Origin of the sequence: Ensifer sp. Root558, from assembly GCF_001427045.1 — a bacterium.
Classification (GTDB): Bacteria; Pseudomonadota; Alphaproteobacteria; order Rhizobiales; family Rhizobiaceae; genus Ensifer; species Ensifer adhaerens.
Genome location: NZ_LMGC01000033.1, coordinates 291,762 through 309,235, shown reverse-complemented (window position 1 = coordinate 309,235; position 17,474 = coordinate 291,762). Strand labels below are relative to the sequence as shown.

Annotated in this window: 17 protein-coding genes, 1 tRNA gene and 1 riboswitch; of the genes, 12 read left to right on the top strand and 6 right to left on the bottom strand. The window is 62.7% G+C overall.

Going from position 1 to position 17,474, the window contains the following annotated elements:
• Positions 1–222: 222 nt before the first annotated feature.
• From ASD63_RS25415 to ASD63_RS35520, 3 genes are read right to left on the bottom strand one after another with little or no spacing between them, the layout of a single operon-like run.
• Positions 223–3,591, bottom strand: a complete 3,369-nt coding sequence (locus ASD63_RS25415; protein ID WP_060530001.1) for an error-prone DNA polymerase — start codon at positions 3,589–3,591, stop codon at positions 223–225.
• Positions 3,588–5,141 (bottom strand): DNA polymerase Y family protein, encoded by a 1,554-nt coding sequence (locus ASD63_RS25410; RefSeq protein WP_244495302.1) that lies wholly within the window; start codon positions 5,139–5,141, stop codon positions 3,588–3,590. Before ASD63_RS25410 ends, ASD63_RS25415 begins: the two co-directional genes overlap by 4 nt.
• Positions 5,056–6,009, bottom strand: a complete 954-nt coding sequence (locus tag ASD63_RS35520) for a hypothetical protein (protein ID WP_034802706.1) — start codon at positions 6,007–6,009, stop codon at positions 5,056–5,058. Before ASD63_RS35520 ends, ASD63_RS25410 begins: the two co-directional genes overlap by 86 nt.
• A gap of 169 nt (positions 6,010–6,178) precedes the next feature.
• Here ASD63_RS35520 and ASD63_RS25400 point away from each other — a divergent pair, with 169 nt between their 5' ends.
• The gene (locus ASD63_RS25400) at positions 6,179–6,613 is read left to right on the top strand and encodes a metallopeptidase family protein (RefSeq protein WP_034802708.1); all 435 of its coding nucleotides are present in this window, start codon (positions 6,179–6,181) and stop codon (positions 6,611–6,613) included.
• Positions 6,614–6,864: 251 nt separating this feature from the next.
• Here the strand turns inward: ASD63_RS25400 and ASD63_RS25395 are convergent, their stop codons facing one another.
• Positions 6,865–7,071: a DUF1737 domain-containing protein gene (locus ASD63_RS25395; RefSeq protein ID WP_060530000.1), complete on the bottom strand. Its 207-nt coding sequence runs from the start codon at positions 7,069–7,071 to the stop codon at positions 6,865–6,867.
• Positions 7,068–7,973: a CoA ester lyase gene (locus ASD63_RS25390; RefSeq protein WP_034802712.1), complete on the bottom strand. Its 906-nt coding sequence runs from the start codon at positions 7,971–7,973 to the stop codon at positions 7,068–7,070. The genes ASD63_RS25395 and ASD63_RS25390 overlap by 4 nt, the downstream gene beginning before the upstream one ends.
• Before the next feature lie 125 nt (positions 7,974–8,098).
• On the opposite strand from ASD63_RS25390, the gene ASD63_RS25385 reads away from it, so the two are divergent.
• The 9 genes from ASD63_RS25385 to ASD63_RS25345 all read left to right on the top strand — a co-directional run bounded on the left by ASD63_RS25385 (position 8,099) and on the right by ASD63_RS25345 (position 15,306).
• The gene (locus ASD63_RS25385) at positions 8,099–8,353 is read left to right on the top strand and encodes a hypothetical protein (protein WP_034802715.1); all 255 of its coding nucleotides are present in this window, start codon (positions 8,099–8,101) and stop codon (positions 8,351–8,353) included.
• Positions 8,354–8,577: 224 nt separating this feature from the next.
• Positions 8,578–8,994 (top strand): glyoxalase/bleomycin resistance/extradiol dioxygenase family protein, encoded by a 417-nt coding sequence (locus ASD63_RS25380; RefSeq protein WP_034802718.1) that lies wholly within the window; start codon positions 8,578–8,580, stop codon positions 8,992–8,994.
• Between the two features lie 155 nt (positions 8,995–9,149).
• The gene (gene leuD, locus ASD63_RS25375; protein WP_034802725.1) at positions 9,150–9,755 is read left to right on the top strand and encodes a 3-isopropylmalate dehydratase small subunit; all 606 of its coding nucleotides are present in this window, start codon (positions 9,150–9,152) and stop codon (positions 9,753–9,755) included.
• A 9-nt stretch (positions 9,756–9,764) separates the two neighbouring features.
• Positions 9,765–10,145: a RidA family protein gene (locus ASD63_RS25370; protein ID WP_034802728.1), complete on the top strand. Its 381-nt coding sequence runs from the start codon at positions 9,765–9,767 to the stop codon at positions 10,143–10,145.
• A gap of 103 nt (positions 10,146–10,248) precedes the next feature.
• The gene (locus ASD63_RS25365; RefSeq protein WP_034802731.1) at positions 10,249–11,088 is read left to right on the top strand and encodes a MoxR family ATPase; all 840 of its coding nucleotides are present in this window, start codon (positions 10,249–10,251) and stop codon (positions 11,086–11,088) included.
• Entirely contained in the window at positions 11,085–11,528 is a 444-nt protein-coding gene (locus ASD63_RS25360) for an NUDIX domain-containing protein (protein WP_034802734.1), read from the top strand. Before ASD63_RS25365 ends, ASD63_RS25360 begins: the two co-directional genes overlap by 4 nt.
• A 241-nt stretch (positions 11,529–11,769) precedes the next feature.
• Positions 11,770–11,847, top strand: a riboswitch (SAM riboswitch).
• 61 nt (positions 11,848–11,908) lie between these two features.
• A complete protein-coding gene (metA, locus tag ASD63_RS25355) occupies positions 11,909–12,835 on the top strand; it encodes a homoserine O-succinyltransferase (RefSeq protein ID WP_034802737.1) in 927 nt (308 codons plus the stop codon).
• Between the two features lie 6 nt (positions 12,836–12,841).
• Entirely contained in the window at positions 12,842–14,026 is a 1,185-nt protein-coding gene (locus ASD63_RS25350; protein ID WP_034802741.1) for a VWA domain-containing protein, read from the top strand.
• Positions 14,027–14,289: 263 nt separating this feature from the next.
• Positions 14,290–15,306 carry an aldose epimerase family protein gene (locus ASD63_RS25345; RefSeq protein WP_060529999.1) on the top strand — a complete coding sequence of 339 codons (1,017 nt, stop codon included), beginning with the start codon at positions 14,290–14,292 and terminating at the stop codon, positions 15,304–15,306.
• A gap of 166 nt (positions 15,307–15,472) precedes the next feature.
• Here ASD63_RS25345 and ASD63_RS25340 read toward each other — a convergent pair.
• A tRNA-Gly gene (locus tag ASD63_RS25340) sits at positions 15,473–15,547 on the bottom strand.
• Positions 15,548–15,798: 251 nt separating this feature from the next.
• On the opposite strand from ASD63_RS25340, the gene ASD63_RS25335 reads away from it, so the two are divergent.
• Positions 15,799–16,308: a prolyl-tRNA synthetase associated domain-containing protein gene (locus tag ASD63_RS25335; protein ID WP_082572987.1), complete on the top strand. Its 510-nt coding sequence runs from the start codon at positions 15,799–15,801 to the stop codon at positions 16,306–16,308.
• 58 nt (positions 16,309–16,366) lie between these two features.
• A complete protein-coding gene (trxA, locus tag ASD63_RS25330; RefSeq protein ID WP_034802750.1) occupies positions 16,367–17,341 on the top strand; it encodes a thioredoxin in 975 nt (324 codons plus the stop codon).
• The last annotated feature ends 133 nt before the right edge of the window (positions 17,342–17,474 follow it).

Genomic DNA, 17,474 nt, shown 5'->3' with positions numbered 1-17,474 from the left:
TTCAGAATTTTAGAGATTCCTGAGCGACTGCGCCTGCAAACCCTGAATGGGTCATGAGGCGCACAGCCTGCGACATTTTTACACACCTCCGGTCGCGACGGCGGGAAACCCTGCCCATGACCCCGCGCCGGAAGCATTCCATGGAATCCCTCCGACGTATCTGGCCGTCCCTTCGCCAAACCGCCCCACACAATCGGGAGACAGCAAAGCCGGGTCGGGCTTTCAATGGAAATTGCGCCCCTTCGGCATCACGTCGGCCACCTCGGCTGTCGCTCGATCCGGGTTGCTGGAACTGCTGCCGGAATGGCGGGGGATCGGTAGGCGCTGGTCGCCTTGCGCCCGCTTCATGCGCGCGTCGCCGGTCGGTCTCAGTGCCTCATCGGCACGCTCGCTTGCGCCGAACCGCCGCGCTTCCTTGCGCAACAACCCGAGCATCGGCGTGATATCCTCGATGTGCTCGGCGACCACATGGATGACGCTGCTTTCGCGCTGCAGCCGGCCGCGGATCTTCACGAGACGCGCACCCATGACCACCGGCCGATAGGTCGCAAACACCTTCGGCCAGACGATCGCATTGGCAACACCGGTCTCGTCCTCGATCGTCATGAAGATGACGCCCTTGGCCGAACCCGGGCGCTGGCGGACGAGCACCAGCCCGGCAACGGTCACCCGCCGCCCGACCGGAGCGGTCGCAAGCATGCGGCTCTGGACGATCCCTTGCGCGGCAAGCGTGTCTCTGAGGAAGGAGACCGGATGCGCCTTCAGCGAGAAGGAGAGATAACGATAGTCGTTGATCACCTGCTCGCCTGCCAGCATCTCCGGCAAGATCATCGCGGGCTCCGGCCGCAACTCCTCTCTCGCAGCCCCCTCGAAAAGCGGCAGCCGCTCGGCCGCACTTTTTTCGTCGAGCGCCTTCACCGCCCAGAGCGCCTTGCGACGATCGAGCCCAATCGAGCGGAAGGCATCCGCATCCGCAAGCCTTTCGAGCGCGGAACGGGAGAGGCCGGAGCGCAGCCAGAGATCGCGAACCGATCCGTAACCGGCCCCCCTATTGGCGACGAGCTTGTCCTCGAGTTCCCTTTGGTTCAGCCCCTTGATCGAATTGAAGCCGAGGCGCATCGCCTTCGTCGTCCTGATCACAGTCTCCATCTCGCGGTGGCGCGGCTCGATGGCCCTCTTGTCGAGCCCCCCCTCTTCGAGATCCGCATCCCAGACCGAGTGGTTGATATCGACAGGCAGCACCCGGACCCCATGCTCGCGCGCATCGCGCACCAACTGACCGGGCGCGTAAAACCCCATCGGCTGCGAGTTCAAGAGCGCCGCGCAGAAGACATCCGGGTAATAGGTCTTGAGCCAGGACGAGACATAGACGAGCAGCGCAAAGGACGCGGCATGACTTTCGGGAAAGCCGTATTCGCCGAAACCCTCGATCTGCTTGAAGCAACGCTCGGCAAAATCGCGCGGATAGTCGTTCCTGACCATGCCTTCGATCATCTTTTCGTGGAAGGTATGGATGGTGCCGGTGCGCTTGAAGGTCGCCATGGCCCGGCGCAACTGGTCAGCCTCGCCGGGCGAGAAGCCTGCGGCGGTAATCGCGATCTGCATCGCCTGCTCCTGGAACAACGGCACGCCCAGCGTTCGCTTCAGCACGGCCTCCAGTTCAGGACTTGGATATTCGATGGGAATTTTTTTATCCCGCTGCTCCCGCCGCTTCAGATAGGGATGCACCATGTTGCCCTGGATCGGCCCGGGCCGGACGATCGCCACCTCGATGACGAGATCGTAGAAGATGCGCGGCTTCAGCCTTGGCAGCATGCTCATCTGCGCCCGGCTCTCGATCTGGAAGACGCCGATCGTATCGGCGCGACAGATCATGTCGTAGACGTCTTTCTGGTCATCCTTGAAGAGCTGATGCAGCGTTTTCTGCTCGTTGTAATGCCGGTCGAGAAGCTTGAAGGCACGGGCGATGCAGGTCAGCATGCCGAGCGCCAGTACATCGATCTTCAGGATCTTCAGCGTGTCGAGGTCGTCCTTGTCCCACTCGATCATGTAGCGGTCGGGCATCGCCGTATTCATGATCGGCACCACCTCGTCGAGCCGGTCGCGGGTCATCACGAAGCCGCCGACATGCTGGGAAAGATGGCGCGGGAAACTCATCAGCTCGGTGGCGTAATCGAGCACCTTCACCGTCGTCGGATCCTTCGTATCGAGCCCGGCCGCCTGCGCCTCGCGCTCCGAGAGATCGGCGACCGACCAGCCCCAGACGGAACCGGCAAGCGCCGATTGCACGTCTTCTGAGAACCCGAAGGCCTTGGCGGTCTCTCGGCCGGCCGAGCGCGCCCGGTAGCTGATGACAGCCGCCGTCAGTCCCGCATGCTCCTTGCCGTAGGTGCGGTAGATATGCTGGATCACCTCTTCCCGCTTCTCATGCTCGAAATCGACGTCGATATCCGGCGGCTCGTCCCGTTCGGTCGAAAGGAAGCGATCGAAGAGCAGGGTGGTCTTAAGTGGATTTACCTCGGTGATGCCAAGGCAATAGCAGACGGTGGAATTCGCCGCCGACCCGCGGCCCTGGCACAGGATGTCGGCGCCGCGCGCGAACTGCATGATGTTGCGCACTGTCAGGAAGTAGGGCTCGTAGCGTTTCTCTGCGATCAGGCCGAGTTCGTATTCGATCTGCCTGGAAACCTGTTCGGAAATTCCTTCGGGATAACGCTCGCGCGCGCCCTCCATCGTCAGCCGCCGCAGCGTCTGCGTCGGCGTCTCGCCCGGAATGCTCTCATCCGGATATTGATATTCGAGATCCGACAGCGAGAACTTCAGCCTCTCGAAGAAATGCCCGGTATTGGCGATCGCTTCCGGATAGTCGCGGAAGATGCGGATCATTTCGGCGGGCGTCTTCAGATGCCGCTCGGCATTGGCATGCAGCCGATAGCCTGCGGTCGCGATCGTCACATGCTCGCGGATGGCTGTAACGACATCGGCAAGCGGCCGGCGGCCGGCGGCATGAAACAGCGGACTGTTGGTGGCGACGAGCCTGACCGACGCATGGCGGGCAATGGTTGCAAGCCCGGCAAAGGCGAACTGATCGAAGCCATCGTAACGCGGCACCAGCGCCAGATAGAGCCGATCGGCGAAATGCGGTTTCAGTCGCTTGAGAAAATCGGCAAGCAGGGTTGCCTCCGGCGCGCCGATGACAGGACCCGGCAGCACCGCGAGAAGCAAATCCTCGCCCCATTCGATGAGATCGGTCTCGTAGAGCGTGCAGGTGCCCTTCTTGGCCCGCAGGTTTCCGGCGCTCAGCATTCGGCAGAGATTGCCCCAGCCGCGGCGGTTTAAGGGATAGGCGAGCACGTCGGGCAGGTCTTCGGCAAAGGTGAGCCGCGCACCGGGCTGGAAAGCCGACTTCTCCACCTTGGCCTGCGCATGGGCGCGCACCACGCCGGCGACCGTGTTGCGATCGGCAATGCCGAGGCCGCCAATACCGAGGCGGCTCGCCGCAACGACCATCTCACCCGGATGGGAAGCGCCTTCGAGGAAGGAGAAATTCGACCAGGCACCGATCTCGAAATAGGGGGTAGCGTCGCTCATGCGAAGACTCCATGCATGAACCAGCGCGGCGGAGCGCTCGCGCCATAATGCCCCTCGCGAAACAGCCAGAACCGCCGGCCGCTATCGTCCTCCACCCGGAAATAATCACGCTCCAGCGCCGGCTCGCCATCAAGCCACCATTCGCCGGCGATCCGCTCCGGCCCCTCAGCGCGCGCGATACGGTGCAATGTGCGCCGCCAGCGAAAGCTTCTCGGCGGCCCCTCCGGCACTTCGGCCACCGCCTCCACCGGTTCGGGACTTGGAAAGAGCCGCTGCGGCCGGGCGGCGGCAGCAAGCAGGGGCGCCGGGATGTTGTTACCCGGTTCCTCTGCCTTGCCGATCAGCGCCAGATCCGTGAGCGGCCGGAAGCTTGCCGCCCGCTCCGGCACATGGCTTTCCGAGAGCGCCGGCACCATGAGGCTTTCTGCGCCGAAGCGCGCCATGACCCGGTCGGCGAAGGCGGCAAGCGGACGCTCGCGATCCGGCGTGCCAGAGAAATCCTCCTGCATCACCTCGTATTTTTCGCTCTTCGGCACCGAAAGCCTGAGGATTTCGAAGCCGAAGCCGGCATCGAGATCTTCGTGCACCGCCTGCAGGCGTTCGCGGAAGAGACCCGCGACGCGACGCGGCTCGTTGAGCGGCGAGGACGTGCCGGCGGCGATGCGAAAGACCGCACCGTCGACGCGGAAAAGCAGCAGTTCGAACAGGCGCCCGCCCTCGCCGCGCTTCTCCAGTTCCGGTTTCAGCCGCAACGCCAGTTCTTCCGTCAGGCCCAAAATATCGTCTTCACCCTGGACCGGCTCGCCGAGCCGCCGCTCTGCCGAAAGGGCAGCGACGGGCAACCGTGGCGACAGCGGCTCGTCCTCGCGCCCGAGCGCCTGGTCGAGACGCAGAAGCAGGGTTGCGCCGAACCGGCGGGCGAGCGGTGCGCGCGGCGCCTCGATCAGGTCGCCGATCTGCTTGAGCCCGACCCGGCCGAGTGTTTCGATCGTTTCCTGCGGCAGCCGCAGCGCCGCCATCGGCAAGGGTGCCAGCGCTCGCACCGCCTCGTCCTCGGCAAGGATAGCGTCGGAGCCGAAACGCGCCACCGCCCAGGAGAGCCCGGCGGACGAAGAGATCGCCGCCCGGGCCTCGACCCCCAGATGAAAGAGGCGAGCGAGCAGATCGTCGAGCAGCGCTTTTTCCCCGCCGAGAAGATGGGCGCAGCCGGTGATGTCGAGAAAGAGGCCGCTGTCGCCATCGAGCGCGACGAGCGGCGTGTAGCGGCAACACCAGGCCGCCAGCCCTGCAAGCAGCGCCCGGTCGGCGGCGGGATCGGCCGGCAGCACGTCGATCTCGGGACACATGGCCCGCGCTTCGGCGACACCCTGGCCGATATGAAACCCACGCTTTTCAGCGAAACCATCGAGCGCAACGAGACGCATTGCGCTCTTCACCTTGTCGGCGAAGACGACGGGCGGATGCTCAGGACGCCCGCGGGAAAGCCACGAGTTCCCCCAGCGCTTGCGCGCGACCCGATCGGCCGGAAGATGCGGAAAGGCGAGCGACAGAATGCGCTGATTCTGGATCTGCCGCAGCAGCGGCTGGTAGGGGCTCGACGGGGTAAAGGCGGCGGTCATGGGGGTTCCACTCCAGGAAGAAGCCGAGCGGCGCAGGAGCCCTGCTCTTCTCGGCAATGACGTGAAAGACGGGATGGCCGATGCTGCCGCGAAGCATCGATCCATCCGGTAGCGGTCGCTCACGCGCCGGTGCCGGCTCGACGAGGAAGCGGAAGAAGGCGCTGCTCGCCTCCTCGTGTCCGGATTGGCGCAGAAGCAGAAGGGGGACGTGGCCAGCGCGCGAGCGCACATGCAGGCGTCGGCTCTCGCTGAGTGCCAGGGCAGCCGGGTTGCCGCGAATTTCAAGGATGACGGCACAGAAGCTCGGCACGGAAAGCGCGGCCTCGGCGATCCAGAGCGCATCCTTTATCGTGCGTGGCAGGCTGAAGACGAGGCCGCGGACATCGAGACCAAAGGCCTTCAGACCCAACCCATAGGGCATGCCCGCCTCGGTGGAAGCCATCGACTGGCTGATCCAGAGAACGGGGGCGGCCGGCTCGCCCTTTTCAAGCCGCGCCCGTTGACAGAGCACGCTGAGTGCTGCGGCAAAACCGGCGGCTGCACCGGCATCGCGCGTCTCGGCATTGCGGATTTCCGTCATGCCTTCGAGCGGCAGGCCGCCTTCGAGAAGATCGTCCAGATCGGGAACGCCGAGCGCCAGCGCCTTGCGGCCAGGCTCGTCTTCTTCCCGTTGACGGAAGCCGCCGGGATCGGCCGCCTTGGCGGCGCGCACGACGCCCGGAAGCCGACGGTTTTCGATCCTGGCTATGGTTTCTCGGAGCGAAAGTACCGTCTCCCGCTGCACGGCTGTGTCGGCCATGACGGTCAACTCCCATCAGAATGTTCATGTTATGTTCTATTAGATTCCAGAGCTTCCTAAATGAGTCAACAGCCAATTCTAAGAATTTATTCCTGTCCCTGTGGTCAAGGAATTCAACACTCGAAAAACAAAGGCAAAATCGCTATATGGAGGGCAACAAGGAGTGCCTATGGCCCGCATTGACCAGACCGATGATTGGCGGGAACGCCACGCACCGACGCTTACCACTTTCGAGCAGCTTGCGCTGGAGGCCTATGGCCACCTGCCGCAGGAATTCCGCCAGCTGACGACCGACCTTATCATCGAAGTTGCCGACTTCCCGAGCGACGACGTTTTCGAGGACATGGCGCTGGAAACGCCTTTCGACCTGCTCGGCCTCTTCGAAGGCCGCGGCATCAGCGAACGCTTCACCATGGAAACCGGCCAGTTTCCGAACCGCATCACCCTCTACCGCCGCCCGATCATCGACTATTGGGCGGAGAACGAGGAGACGCTGGGCGACATCATCACCCACGTGCTGATCCACGAGATCGGCCACCATTTCGGCCTCTCCGACGACGACATGGAACGGATCGAGGCCAGCGTCGAGCACGTCGGCGGCTGACACTTCATTTGCCTATCATCGCGCGGTGAGGAAGCCTCTCATCCGCCTGCCGGCACCTTCTCCCCGCAGGCGGGGCGAAGGAAACTCGCGATACGCATCCCAATCGGAGCACGACCGATTCCAGAAAGCAGGCCTCACACGCCGATTGTGAGCATCAACCGCGTCCCCTCGCCCCGCCTGCAGGGAGAGGGTTAGTCCTCGGGCTAAACCCGAGGAGAGGGGCAAACCTGCACGACGGCAAACAGCCTCGACTACTGCTCCGACAGCTTGATATCCGGGGTGTATTCCTTGCCTTCGACCTCCTTGACCACCGCCTGGCCGCACTGCATGTGCTGCGTGTCGGCATTGAAAGCATAGGTGGGCGAGCCATGCAGGCTCCAGCCCTGGTTTAGCGCCGCCGTCACCTTGTGGCAGAAGGAAGCGTCGTCAGGGCCGGTCAGGAAGCAGAAGAGTTTCAAGATCTTGTCTTTCGTTTTTCGATGAGGTCCGCCTTGGCGGCAAGCGTGACGGCCTGGTCGAGGTGCAGCCGCTCGACCATCCGCCCGCTGAGGTTGATGACGCCCTTGCCGACGTTTTCGGGCAGCGCAAAGGCGGCGATGATCGCGCGCGCCTCGTCGACGGCGATCTGATCGACGCCGAAGCGCTCGTTCGCCGGGCCAATCTGCGCTGGATGGATCAGCATTTTGCCGTCATAGCCCATGTCGCGGCCCTGCCGGCATTCCTCGTCGAAACCGGCACCATCGCGGAAATCGTTGAACACGGCGTCGATGACATCGAGCCCGCCGCCGCGCGCGGCAAGCAGGATCTGCATCAGCCAGGGGATGAGATAGGGCCGGCCCGGACGATCCGGAACGCCGGTCTCCTTGCGCAGGTCGTTGAGGCCGACGACGAAACAATCGAGCCTGCCACTGAAGGTACGGCCGGCCTCGGCGATTGCCGGCGCGTTGATCACCCCGCGTGGCGTCTCGATCATTGCCCAGAGGCGCAGCGTCTCCGGCGCATCGTTCTCGTCGAGCCAGTCGGCCGCCGCCTGGATATCCGCCGGGCTTTCGACCTTCGGCAACAGGATGGCGTCGGGATTGGCCGCAAGCGCCGCAGCAAGATCGCCCTGACCATAGTCGGAGCCGATCGCATTGATGCGAATGACAATCTCGCAATCCGGCCGGCTCGCCGTCAGATACTGCACAAGCGCCGCACGCGCTTCCACCTTGCGCTCGGGCGCTACCGCATCCTCGAGATCGAAGATCGCGACATCCGTCGCGAGTTCCGCGACCTTGGCAAGCGCGCGGGCATTGTCGGCCGGCACGCAAAGCACCGAGCGGCGCAGGCGTACAGGGTGATGTTCGCTCGATTTGTTCATGCTTCAGTTGTGCCCGCCTTTGCCGCGTTCCGCAAGACGAGGCGAACCGCCGCACCCCTTTCGAAAGCCCGCCTCTTGCAAGTCCGAAGGCGCGCCCCCACATCGCCATCAGAAAGGTGACGATTATGCAAAGCATTCGCTCTGTTCTCTTTACGGCCGCAGCCCTGACCATCACGTTCGCGGCCTTTGTGCTTACCGCCTCGCTGGCGCTGGCACTGGCCGGCATCGCCGCCGTCGTCGTGGTCGGCAGCGCCATTGCCACCCGGCTGAATTTCAGGCCTGCCCGCGCCACCGCGCGCCCGGCTGCCGCAGGTGCGACCCAGAGCCAGCGCGAGATGCGCATCTGGAACGACGGCCGCGGCACGATCATCGACCTCTGATCCCCCTGGGTGTCGAAATCGATCCCCGGGCGTCGGAATCGATCCCCGGCGATCATTGCAATCGGGCCGATCCGTGATCGGCTCGAACCCTGTTGGTGGCCTTCAAAAACCGTCATGCAGCCGGCCGCGATTTTTTTTCGACCCCATGTCGGATCGGAGATTCCATGTCCGTCCTTGAGGCAGGCCAGCACGGTCCTGGCTCTTCGAACAGGATGGAGAACGATATGGATACCCAGACGCAGCAGCCGGCACCGGTCCTCAACGGCCTTCTGCCCTATCTTCAGGTCGATGGCGCCGCCAAGGCGTCCGAATTCTACCAGCGCGCCTTCGGGGCCAAGGAAGTGGGCCGGCACCCGCTCGACGAGCAGGGCCGCACGATGCACATCCACCTCTATGTCAACGGCAGCTCGCTGATGCTCGCCGATGCCTATCCGGAATACGGCCATCCGCTGGAAAAGCCGCAGGCCTTCACCCTGACGCTCACCGTCGACGACATCGATGCCTGGTGGGACCGTGCGGTTGCCGCCGGCACCGAGGTCGTGATGCCGATCGAGGTGATGTTCTGGGGCGACCGCTACGGCCAGCTCCGCGATCCCTTCGGCGTTCTCTGGGCCATGAACAGCCCGGTGAAGGCAAGCTAAGTCCCTGCAGACAATCGAGATCCGGACGAAGCTCTCGCCGGGCGGGCATTTTCACCCGCCCGGCGAAGCGTATTTGAACAGATTTTCCTTCATTTCGGCGCAAAACTCATCTAAACGCTAGCGCAACATTCTTCTGAAATCGAAGGCCTGAAGTTATGGAAAAATTCGTCAAGCTCACCGGTGTCGCTGCCCCCCTCCCCGTCGTCAACATCGACACGGACATGATCATTCCGAAGGACTACCTGAAGACGATCAAGCGCACCGGCCTTGGCAAGGGCCTCTTCGCCGAAGCCCGCTACAATGAAGACGGCTCGGTCAACCCCGACTTCGTGCTCAACAAGCCGGCCTACCAGAACGCCAGCATTCTCGTTGCCGGCGATAACTTCGGCTGCGGCTCCTCGCGCGAGCATGCTCCGTGGGCGCTGCTCGACTTCGGCATCCGCTGCGTGATCTCCACGTCCTTTGCCGACATCTTCTACAACAACTGTTTCAAGAACGGCATCCTGCCGATCGTCGTCAGCCAGGCTGACCTCGACAAGCTGATGGACGACGCCTCGCGCGGCTCCAACGCCATCCTCTCGGTCGACCTGGAATCCCAGGAAATCACCGGTCCGGACGGCGGTTCGGTCAAGTTCGAGGTCGACGCCTTCAAGCGTCACTGCCTGCTGAACGGCCTCGACGACATCGGCCTGACGCTGGAAAAGGCAACCGCCATCGACAGCTTCGAAAAGACGGTCGGCGCCGCGCGCCCCTGGGCTTAAAACGAAGATATGGCGCGCAAGCTCATCTCCTCGGGCTCGCCCTTCGAAAAGACGGCAGGCTATTCGCGTGCCGTCGCGATGGGTGACTGGTGCTTCGTCTCCGGCACGACCGGCTATGACTACGCCACCATGACCATGCCCGAGACGGTGGAAGAGCAGGCGCGCAATTGCCTGAAGACGATCGAGGGCGCGCTGAAGGAAGCGGGCTTCTCGATGAAGGACGTGGTGCGCAACCACTATTACGTCACTGATGCCAGCTTCGCCGACCGGGTGTTCCCGATCTTCGGCGAAGTCTTCGGCGAAATCCGCCCGGCCGCAACGATGATCGTCTGCGACCTGATCCGCCCGGAAATGCTGATCGAGATCGAGGTCACCGCGCTTCGCGGCTGACCCCTTGATCGCGCCCACCCTCAAAACGATTCCGATTTAAGCCATTATGCGATAGTCCATAGGGCATGACTTCGCCTGACTTACGCTGAACCGGAAGACGCCCATGCAATTTCAAGGCACCGCCGACTATATCGCCGACAAGGACCTGATGATCGCCGTCAACGCCGCGATCCGGCTGGAGCGCCCACTGCTGGTCAAGGGCGAGCCCGGCACCGGCAAGACCGAGCTTGCCCGCCAGATCGCCGCCGCCCTTGGCCTCGAACTCATCGAATGGAGCGTCAAGTCGACGACCAAGGCACAGCAAGGCCTCTATGAATATGACGCCGTGTCGCGGCTGCGCGACAGCCAGCTCGGCGACGAGCGTGTCAACGAGGTCCGGAACTATATCCGCAAGGGCAAGCTCTGGCAGGCCTTCGAGGCCGATCGCCGCGTGGTGCTTCTGATCGACGAGATAGACAAGGCCGACATCGAGTTTCCGAACGACCTGTTGCAGGAGCTCGACCGCATGGAATTCCATGTCTACGAGACCGGCGAGATGATCGGCGCGCGTCACCGGCCGATCGTCATCATCACCTCCAACAACGAGAAGGAGCTGCCGGACGCGTTTCTGCGCCGCTGCTTCTTCCACTATATCCGCTTCCCCGATGCAGACACGCTCGCCCGCATCGTCGAGGTGCATTATCCCGGCATCCGCAAGACGCTGCTTTCGGCGGCGCTCGCCGCCTTCTACGACATCCGCCAGGTGCCGGGCCTGAAGAAGAAGCCCTCCACGTCAGAGGCGCTCGACTGGATCCGCCTGCTCGTCGCCGACGAGGTCGATCCGGCCGACCTCAGGGCCGATGCCAAGACCATGCTGCCGAAGCTGCATGGTGCGCTCCTGAAGAACGAACAAGACGTGCACCTCTTCGAGCGCCTCGCCTTCATGGCCCGCCGCGACGGATGAGGCCGGACGCGCACAAGGTCCTGATCTACGCCACCTGGCAGGACCGCCTGCTGGTCTTCGACGAGCCGGATTTCCCAGACATCGAGCTGCAGGTGCCCGGCGGTACGATGGAACCAGGCGAAAGCCCGGAGACATCGGCTCAGCGGGAATTCATCGAGGAAACCGGGCTGACGCCGCCGGAAGCACTCACCCATCTCGTCACGCAGGACTACCACTACCCGAAGGACGGCAGGACGATCTGTCATCGGCGGCACTACTTCCACATCGCCCTTGCCGGCGAGCAACGGCAGACCTGGATACATCAGGAAATGACGCCCTTTGGCGGCGGTGACCCGATCCGCTTTCGTTTCTTTTGGCTCGGTATCGATCAGGCTGACCGCCGGCTGGGTTATGGCATGCGGGATGCTCTACGCCTGCTGCAGACCAGCCACTCTCCCTGACCCTCTCCCCGCAGGCGGGGAGAGGGGACGAGGACGACGGCTGCCCCCAAGCCGAGACGTGCCGACAGCGAACCCGGCTACCAAGATGGGCCGAACGGCCGCTGAGCTTAACTCGTGGAACGATCGGGTGCGGCAAGGCCACTTCTCCCCGCCAGCGGGGAGAAGTCGCAGCAGCGGGATGAGGGGCAGCCGCCCCCAACGCGAATCGTTTTTCTTGACCCCCGCGGCCCACTCGCGCTATCAAATTCTCCGTGGTGATTTGGCCGGCCGGCTTGCAGCCACGTTAAACAAGTCGCTAAAGGGCCGAGGAAAGTTGGATTTCCGAGGACCGGTCGCGATCAATCGCTGCCGGTTTTTTTGTATTGATCGAGTGGAAGCCCATGCCCATCAAGATTCCCGATACGCTGCCCGCCTTCGAAACCCTCGCGCATGAGGGCGTGCGGGTGATGACCGAGACCGTGGCGATCCGTCAGGATATCCGCCCGCTCCAGATCGGGCTCCTGAACCTCATGCCGAACAAGATCAAGACAGAGATCCAGATGGCGCGCCTGATCGGCGCTTCGCCGCTGCAGGTGGAACTGTCGCTGGTGCGCATCGGCGCGCACCGCGCCAAGAACACCTCGGAAGATCACCTGCTCTCCTTCTACGAGACCTGGGAAGAAGTGCAGGGCCGCAAGTTCGACGGTTTCATCATCACCGGCGCCCCGGTCGAGACGCTCGAATACGAAGACGTCACCTATTGGGACGAGCTGAAGCGCATCCTCGACTGGACCGAGACCAACGTGCATTCGACGCTCAACGTCTGCTGGGGCGCGATGGCGGCAATCTATCACTTCCACGACGTGCCGAAGTATCCGCTGAAGGAAAAAGCCTTCGGCGTCTATCGTCACCAGAACCTCAACCGCTCCTCCGTCTATCTCAACGGCTTCTCCGACGATTTCGCCGTCCCCGTTTCGCGCTGGACCGAAGTGCGCCGCGCCGACATCGACAAGGTGCCGAGCCTCGAAATCCTGATGGAATCGAAGGAGATGGGCGTCTGCCTCGTGCACGAGAAAAAGGGCAACCGGCTCTACATGTTCAACCACGTGGAGTATGATTCGACCTCGCTGTCGGACGAATACTTCCGCGACGTGGATGCGGGCGTGCCGATCAAGATGCCGCACGACTACTTCCCGCACAACGATTCGACCCTGCCGCCGCAGAACCGCTGGCGCAGCCATGCACATCTCTTCTTCGGCAACTGGATCAACGAGATGTACCAGACGACGCCCTACGATCTCGCGGAGATCGGCACCGGGAAAAGCTGAGGTCAGATGTTCATTCCCTTCTTCCTCGAACTCAAGGCAGCGAAGGTCCCGGTCACGCTCCGGGAATTCCTGTCCTTGATCGAGGGGATGGAGGCGGGCATCGCCACCTTCGACGTCGAAGCCTTCTACTATCTGGCGCGCACGGCACTGGTGAAGGACGAACGCCATATCGACCGCTTCGACCGGGTGTTCCAGCACTGCTTTTCGGGTCTCGAAGCAGTCAACCCGATGGAAGCGAGCGAAGAGGCGGTCATCCCCGAGGATTGGCTGCGCAAGCTCGCAGAGAAGCATCTGAGCGAGGAAGAAAAACGCCTGATCGAGGCACTCGGCGGCTTCGACAAGCTGATGGAGACCTTGCGCCAGCGGCTGCAGGAGCAAAAGGGCCGCCATCAGGGCGGCTCAAAATGGATCGGTACCGCCGGCACCTCGCCCTTCGGCGCCTATGGCTACAATCCCGAGGGTGTGCGGATCGGCCAGGACCAGTCGCGCCACCGCCGCGCCGTCAAGGTTTGGGACCGGCGCGAGTTCAAGGATTATGACGACACGATCGAGCTCGGCACGCGCAACATCAAAGTTGCGCTGAAGCGGCTCCGACGCTGGGTGCGCCAGGGTGCCGCCGACGAACTCGACCTCTCCGGCACCATCCGCGCCACCGCCGAACACGGCTATCTCGACGTGGTGACGAGGCCGGAGCGCCGCAATGCGGTGAAGCTTCTGATGTTCTTCGATATCGGCGGATCGATGGACGATCATATCCGCATCGTCGAGGAGTTGTTTTCAGCGGCCCGCAGCGAGTTCCGCCATATGGAGCATTTCTACTTCCACAATTGCGTCTACGAGGGCCTGTGGAAGGACAATCGCCGCCGCCGTGTCGACATTACCCGTACGACGGAAGTGCTGCGCACCTACGGCGGCGACTATCGCGCCATCTTCGTCGGCGACGCTTCGATGAGCCCCTATGAAATCAGCCACCCCGGCGGCTCGGTGGAGCACTGGAACGATGAGGCGGGCGCCCTCTGGCTCTCTCGTCTGACGGCTCATTTTCCGCGCTCCATCTGGCTCAATCCCGTGCCCGAGCAGCACTGGGGCTATACCCAGTCGATCACGATGGTGAAGAGCCTGTTCGAGGGACGCATGTTCCCCTTGACGCTCGCCGGCCTGCAGGAGGCCACCAAGCAGCTGTCGCGCTGACATGTCTGCCGAGAGGTCGCTGTAGCACCTTGAATAGCTGGATGTTTTCGCTCTCAGGCCGGAGACGGCGCCAGGCCGCATTTAGTATGATTTTCCGGTTGCCGTGCCTTTGGAAATGACGCAGGTTGCTGCGATCGCACCGTTGCATGTTTCCTTGGATCCTAACCGAGCCAAGGACAAAACATGCAGCAATTCAAAAGTGTACGGCGACCTTTGTGCGTCTGGGGAGACGCGCAGCGCTGTAGTGGGAGCCAGCGGTGAATATGCATCAGAACACGGAAATCTTCGGCCACCTGCCATCCGGCGAGCCGGTCCATCGTGTGGTGCTCTCCGGTGGCGGCCTCACCGCCCATGTCTTGACCTGGGGCTCGGTGATCCAGGACCTGCGCCTGGAAGGCCATGAGCCGCCGCTGGTGCTCGGTTTCACCGATCTCGAAAGCTATCTCGCCCATTCGCCCTATCTCGGCGCCACGCCTGGACGCTGCGCCAATCGCATCGGCAACGGCCGCTTCACGCTCGATGGCGAGGCCTACCAGCTCGAACTGAACGAGAAGGGCGTCACGCATCTGCACGGCGGCAGCGACAATATCGGCAAGCGCAACTGGACGATCCTAAAGCAGACGCCCGACAGCATCACGCTCGCCATTACCGACCCGGATGGCCGCGCCGGTTATCCCGGCAACTGCAAGGTCACCTGCACCTACCAGCTGAAGCCCGGCGGCGTCTTGAGCGTCGTCTACGAGAGCGAAACCGACCAAGCGACGCTCGCCAATGTCTGCCAGCACAGCTATTTCAATCTCGACGGCAGCGCCGACGCCCTCGGCCACGACATCATGATCGCTGCCGACCATTATCTGCCCACCAGCGAACGCCAGGTGCCGACGGGCGAGATCCGCCCGGTCGAGGGCACTGCCTTCGATCTGCGGGAAATGACGCGGCTCAGCCGCCAGACCGAAGGCGAGCGTATCGCCTACGACCATAATTTCTGCCTTTCGAACGAACGCATGGCGAAACATTCGGTGGCGCTTGCTCGCAGCATCGATTCGGGTGTCACGATGGAAGTGCTGACGACCGAGCCCGGCGTGCAACTCTATACCGGCGCAAAGCTGAACATCCCCGTCCCCGGCCTCGAGGGCCGCCGTTACGGCGCCTTTGCCGGCTTCTGTCTCGAAACCCAGATCTGGCCGGATGCGGCCAACCACGCCGGCTTCCCGAACGCGGTACTTCGCCCCGCCGAGATCCGCCGGCAGGAGACGGACTACGTGTTCATGAAGAGCTGAGCGCGGAAACGGCGACCGGCTTTACCAACAAAGGCAAAATGCAAAAGGAGCCGTCTCGGCGGTCCGAACCACATGGTGCGGACGGCACTATCGGCGCATGGAATGCCTGACGGCAAATGCCGTTTCATTCCAGAAATGACTGTGAAATGAAGTGGTTGGGAGAAATTGGAGCGGGTGAGGCGATTCGAACGCCCGACCCCAACCTTGGCAAGGTTGTGCTCTACCCCTGAGCTACACCCGCTCATCATCCAAGGTCCGGGGGTAGTCGGTGGACCGTGGCGTCGGCGCTGTCTTGCGGCGACGGGCGGTATATGGCCTAAGCGATTTTGGAATGCAACAGGGAAATGACGAGAAATCGAATATTTTTTTGGACACCCTTCGCAAAGCCCGGAAATGCCGCGTTTTCGGCCGGCCTCGCCGCCTGTGAGATTGCGTCCTGACGGCCTTCTCCCCTAAAGCAGAGACGAAACGAACGCCGTGGGGATGAGAATCATGCGTGAATCACAGCCGAAAACCGCCGAAGACCTCTTCAATTTTCTCGATGGACTTGGAATCGAGTATAAGACGAAGAACCACGCTCCGGTTTTCACCGTGGCCGAATCGGTGGCGCTTCGTGACGAGATGCCCGGTGGCCACACGAAAAACCTCTTCGTGAAGGACAAGAAGGACAACTATTTCCTGCTCACCGTCGAGGAGCACGCGACGGTGGACCTGAAGACCGTGCACCAGGTGATCGGCGCGGCAAGCAAGGTATCCTTCGGCAAGCCGGAGAAGCTGATGGAGTATCTCGGCGTCATTCCGGGGGCCGTAACCGCCTTCGGCGCGATCAACGACACCGGAGGCAACGTCAAGGTCATCCTCGACGAGGCGCTGATGACGTTCGATATCGTCAACTGCCACCCGCTTTCCAACGACGCAACGACCTCGATCGCTTCGAAGGATCTGTTGCGCTTCATGGAAGCGACCGGACACGAACCGCTTGTCTTGAAAGTCACGGCCTGACATACGATCTTTGGCGCGAATGCAGTAAGCTGGCGGACGAGCCGGCGAGGAGAGAAGAATGACGGGCAGCGACAATCCCTATGCAGGGTCTTTCGGCACTCAGATGACGGCTTCGGCCTCCTTCGGCCAGCCGGCGCCGGCGGCCGCGTCGGGCGGTGACCTGATCAAGGAAACCACCACTGCCAACTTCACCAAGGACGTGCTCGAAGCCTCCAGGCAGCAGCCCGTTCTCGTCGATTTCTGGGCGCCCTGGTGCGGTCCCTGCAAGCAGCTGACCCCTGTCATCGAAAAGGTGGTCACGGAAGCCGCAGGCCGCGTCAAGCTCGTCAAGATGAACATCGACGATCATCCCTCGATCGCCGGCCAGCTCGGCATCCAGTCGATCCCGGCCGTCATCGCCTTCGTCGGCGGACGCCCGGTCGACGGCTTCATGGGCGCAGTTCCGGAAAGCCAGATCAAGCAGTTCATCGAAAAGATCGCCGGTCCCGCCGTTGACGACAGCAAGGCCGAGATCGAGGCGGTTCTCGCCGACGCCAAGGCGCTCATCGATGCCGGCGATGCCGAGAACGCCGCCGGCCTCTATGGCGCCGTGCTGCAGGCCGACCCGGAAAATGTCTTGGCGATCGCCGGCATGGTCGATTGCATGATCGCGCTCGGCCAGCTTGCCGAGGCCCGCGAGGCGCTGTCCAGCCTACCGGAAGATCTTGCCAAGGATGCCGGCATTGCCGCCATCGGCAAAAAGCTCGACCAGATCGAGGAAGCCCGCAAGCTCGGCGATCCCAACGAGTTCGAACGGCGCCTCGCCGCAAACCCCGATGATCACGAGGCGCGCGTGCTGCTCGCCAAAATCCGCAACGTCGAGGGCGACCGGATGGCTGCGGCCGACCATCTGCTCACGATCATGAAGCGCGACCGGGCTTACGACGACGACGGCGCGCGGCGCGAGCTGCTTTCGTTCTTCGAGGTTTGGGGCCCGAAGGATCCGGCAACCATCGCCGCGCGACGCAAGCTCTCGTCGATCCTGTTCTCCTGAGCCGTCAGACATGTTTTTGAAAGGGGCGCTATCTGCGCCCCTTTTCGTAAGCGGATCCGATCACGATCCATCTTCACCTGTGAAGATCGACGGGCTCGTCCCTTGAGATTTTCAAGCAGCGCACCATCTTTTG

Excerpts from the sequence above, each read along its gene's own strand:
- ASD63_RS25385 (WP_034802715.1), top strand. The coding sequence starts at position 8,099 with ATGCAAAGCATTCGCTCTGTTCTCTTTACGGCCGCAGCCCTGACCATC.
- ASD63_RS25360 (WP_034802734.1), top strand. The coding sequence starts at position 11,085 with ATGAGGCCGGACGCGCACAAGGTCCTGATCTACGCCACCTGGCAGGAC.
- ASD63_RS35520 (WP_034802706.1), bottom strand. The coding sequence starts at position 6,009 with ATGGCCGACACAGCCGTGCAGCGGGAGACGGTACTTTCGCTCCGAGAA.
- trxA (WP_034802750.1), top strand. The coding sequence starts at position 16,367 with ATGACGGGCAGCGACAATCCCTATGCAGGGTCTTTCGGCACTCAGATG.
- ASD63_RS25380 (WP_034802718.1), top strand. The coding sequence starts at position 8,578 with ATGGATACCCAGACGCAGCAGCCGGCACCGGTCCTCAACGGCCTTCTG.
- ASD63_RS25370 (WP_034802728.1), top strand. The coding sequence starts at position 9,765 with ATGGCGCGCAAGCTCATCTCCTCGGGCTCGCCCTTCGAAAAGACGGCA.
- ASD63_RS25400 (WP_034802708.1), top strand. The coding sequence starts at position 6,179 with ATGGCCCGCATTGACCAGACCGATGATTGGCGGGAACGCCACGCACCG.
- ASD63_RS25335 (WP_082572987.1), top strand. The coding sequence starts at position 15,799 with ATGCGTGAATCACAGCCGAAAACCGCCGAAGACCTCTTCAATTTTCTC.
- ASD63_RS25390 (WP_034802712.1), bottom strand. The coding sequence starts at position 7,973 with ATGAACAAATCGAGCGAACATCACCCTGTACGCCTGCGCCGCTCGGTG.
- ASD63_RS25345 (WP_060529999.1), top strand. The coding sequence starts at position 14,290 with ATGCATCAGAACACGGAAATCTTCGGCCACCTGCCATCCGGCGAGCCG.
- leuD (WP_034802725.1), top strand. The coding sequence starts at position 9,150 with ATGGAAAAATTCGTCAAGCTCACCGGTGTCGCTGCCCCCCTCCCCGTC.
- ASD63_RS25365 (WP_034802731.1), top strand. The coding sequence starts at position 10,249 with ATGCAATTTCAAGGCACCGCCGACTATATCGCCGACAAGGACCTGATG.
- ASD63_RS25415 (WP_060530001.1), bottom strand. The coding sequence starts at position 3,591 with ATGAGCGACGCTACCCCCTATTTCGAGATCGGTGCCTGGTCGAATTTC.
- metA (WP_034802737.1), top strand. The coding sequence starts at position 11,909 with ATGCCCATCAAGATTCCCGATACGCTGCCCGCCTTCGAAACCCTCGCG.
- ASD63_RS25350 (WP_034802741.1), top strand. The coding sequence starts at position 12,842 with ATGTTCATTCCCTTCTTCCTCGAACTCAAGGCAGCGAAGGTCCCGGTC.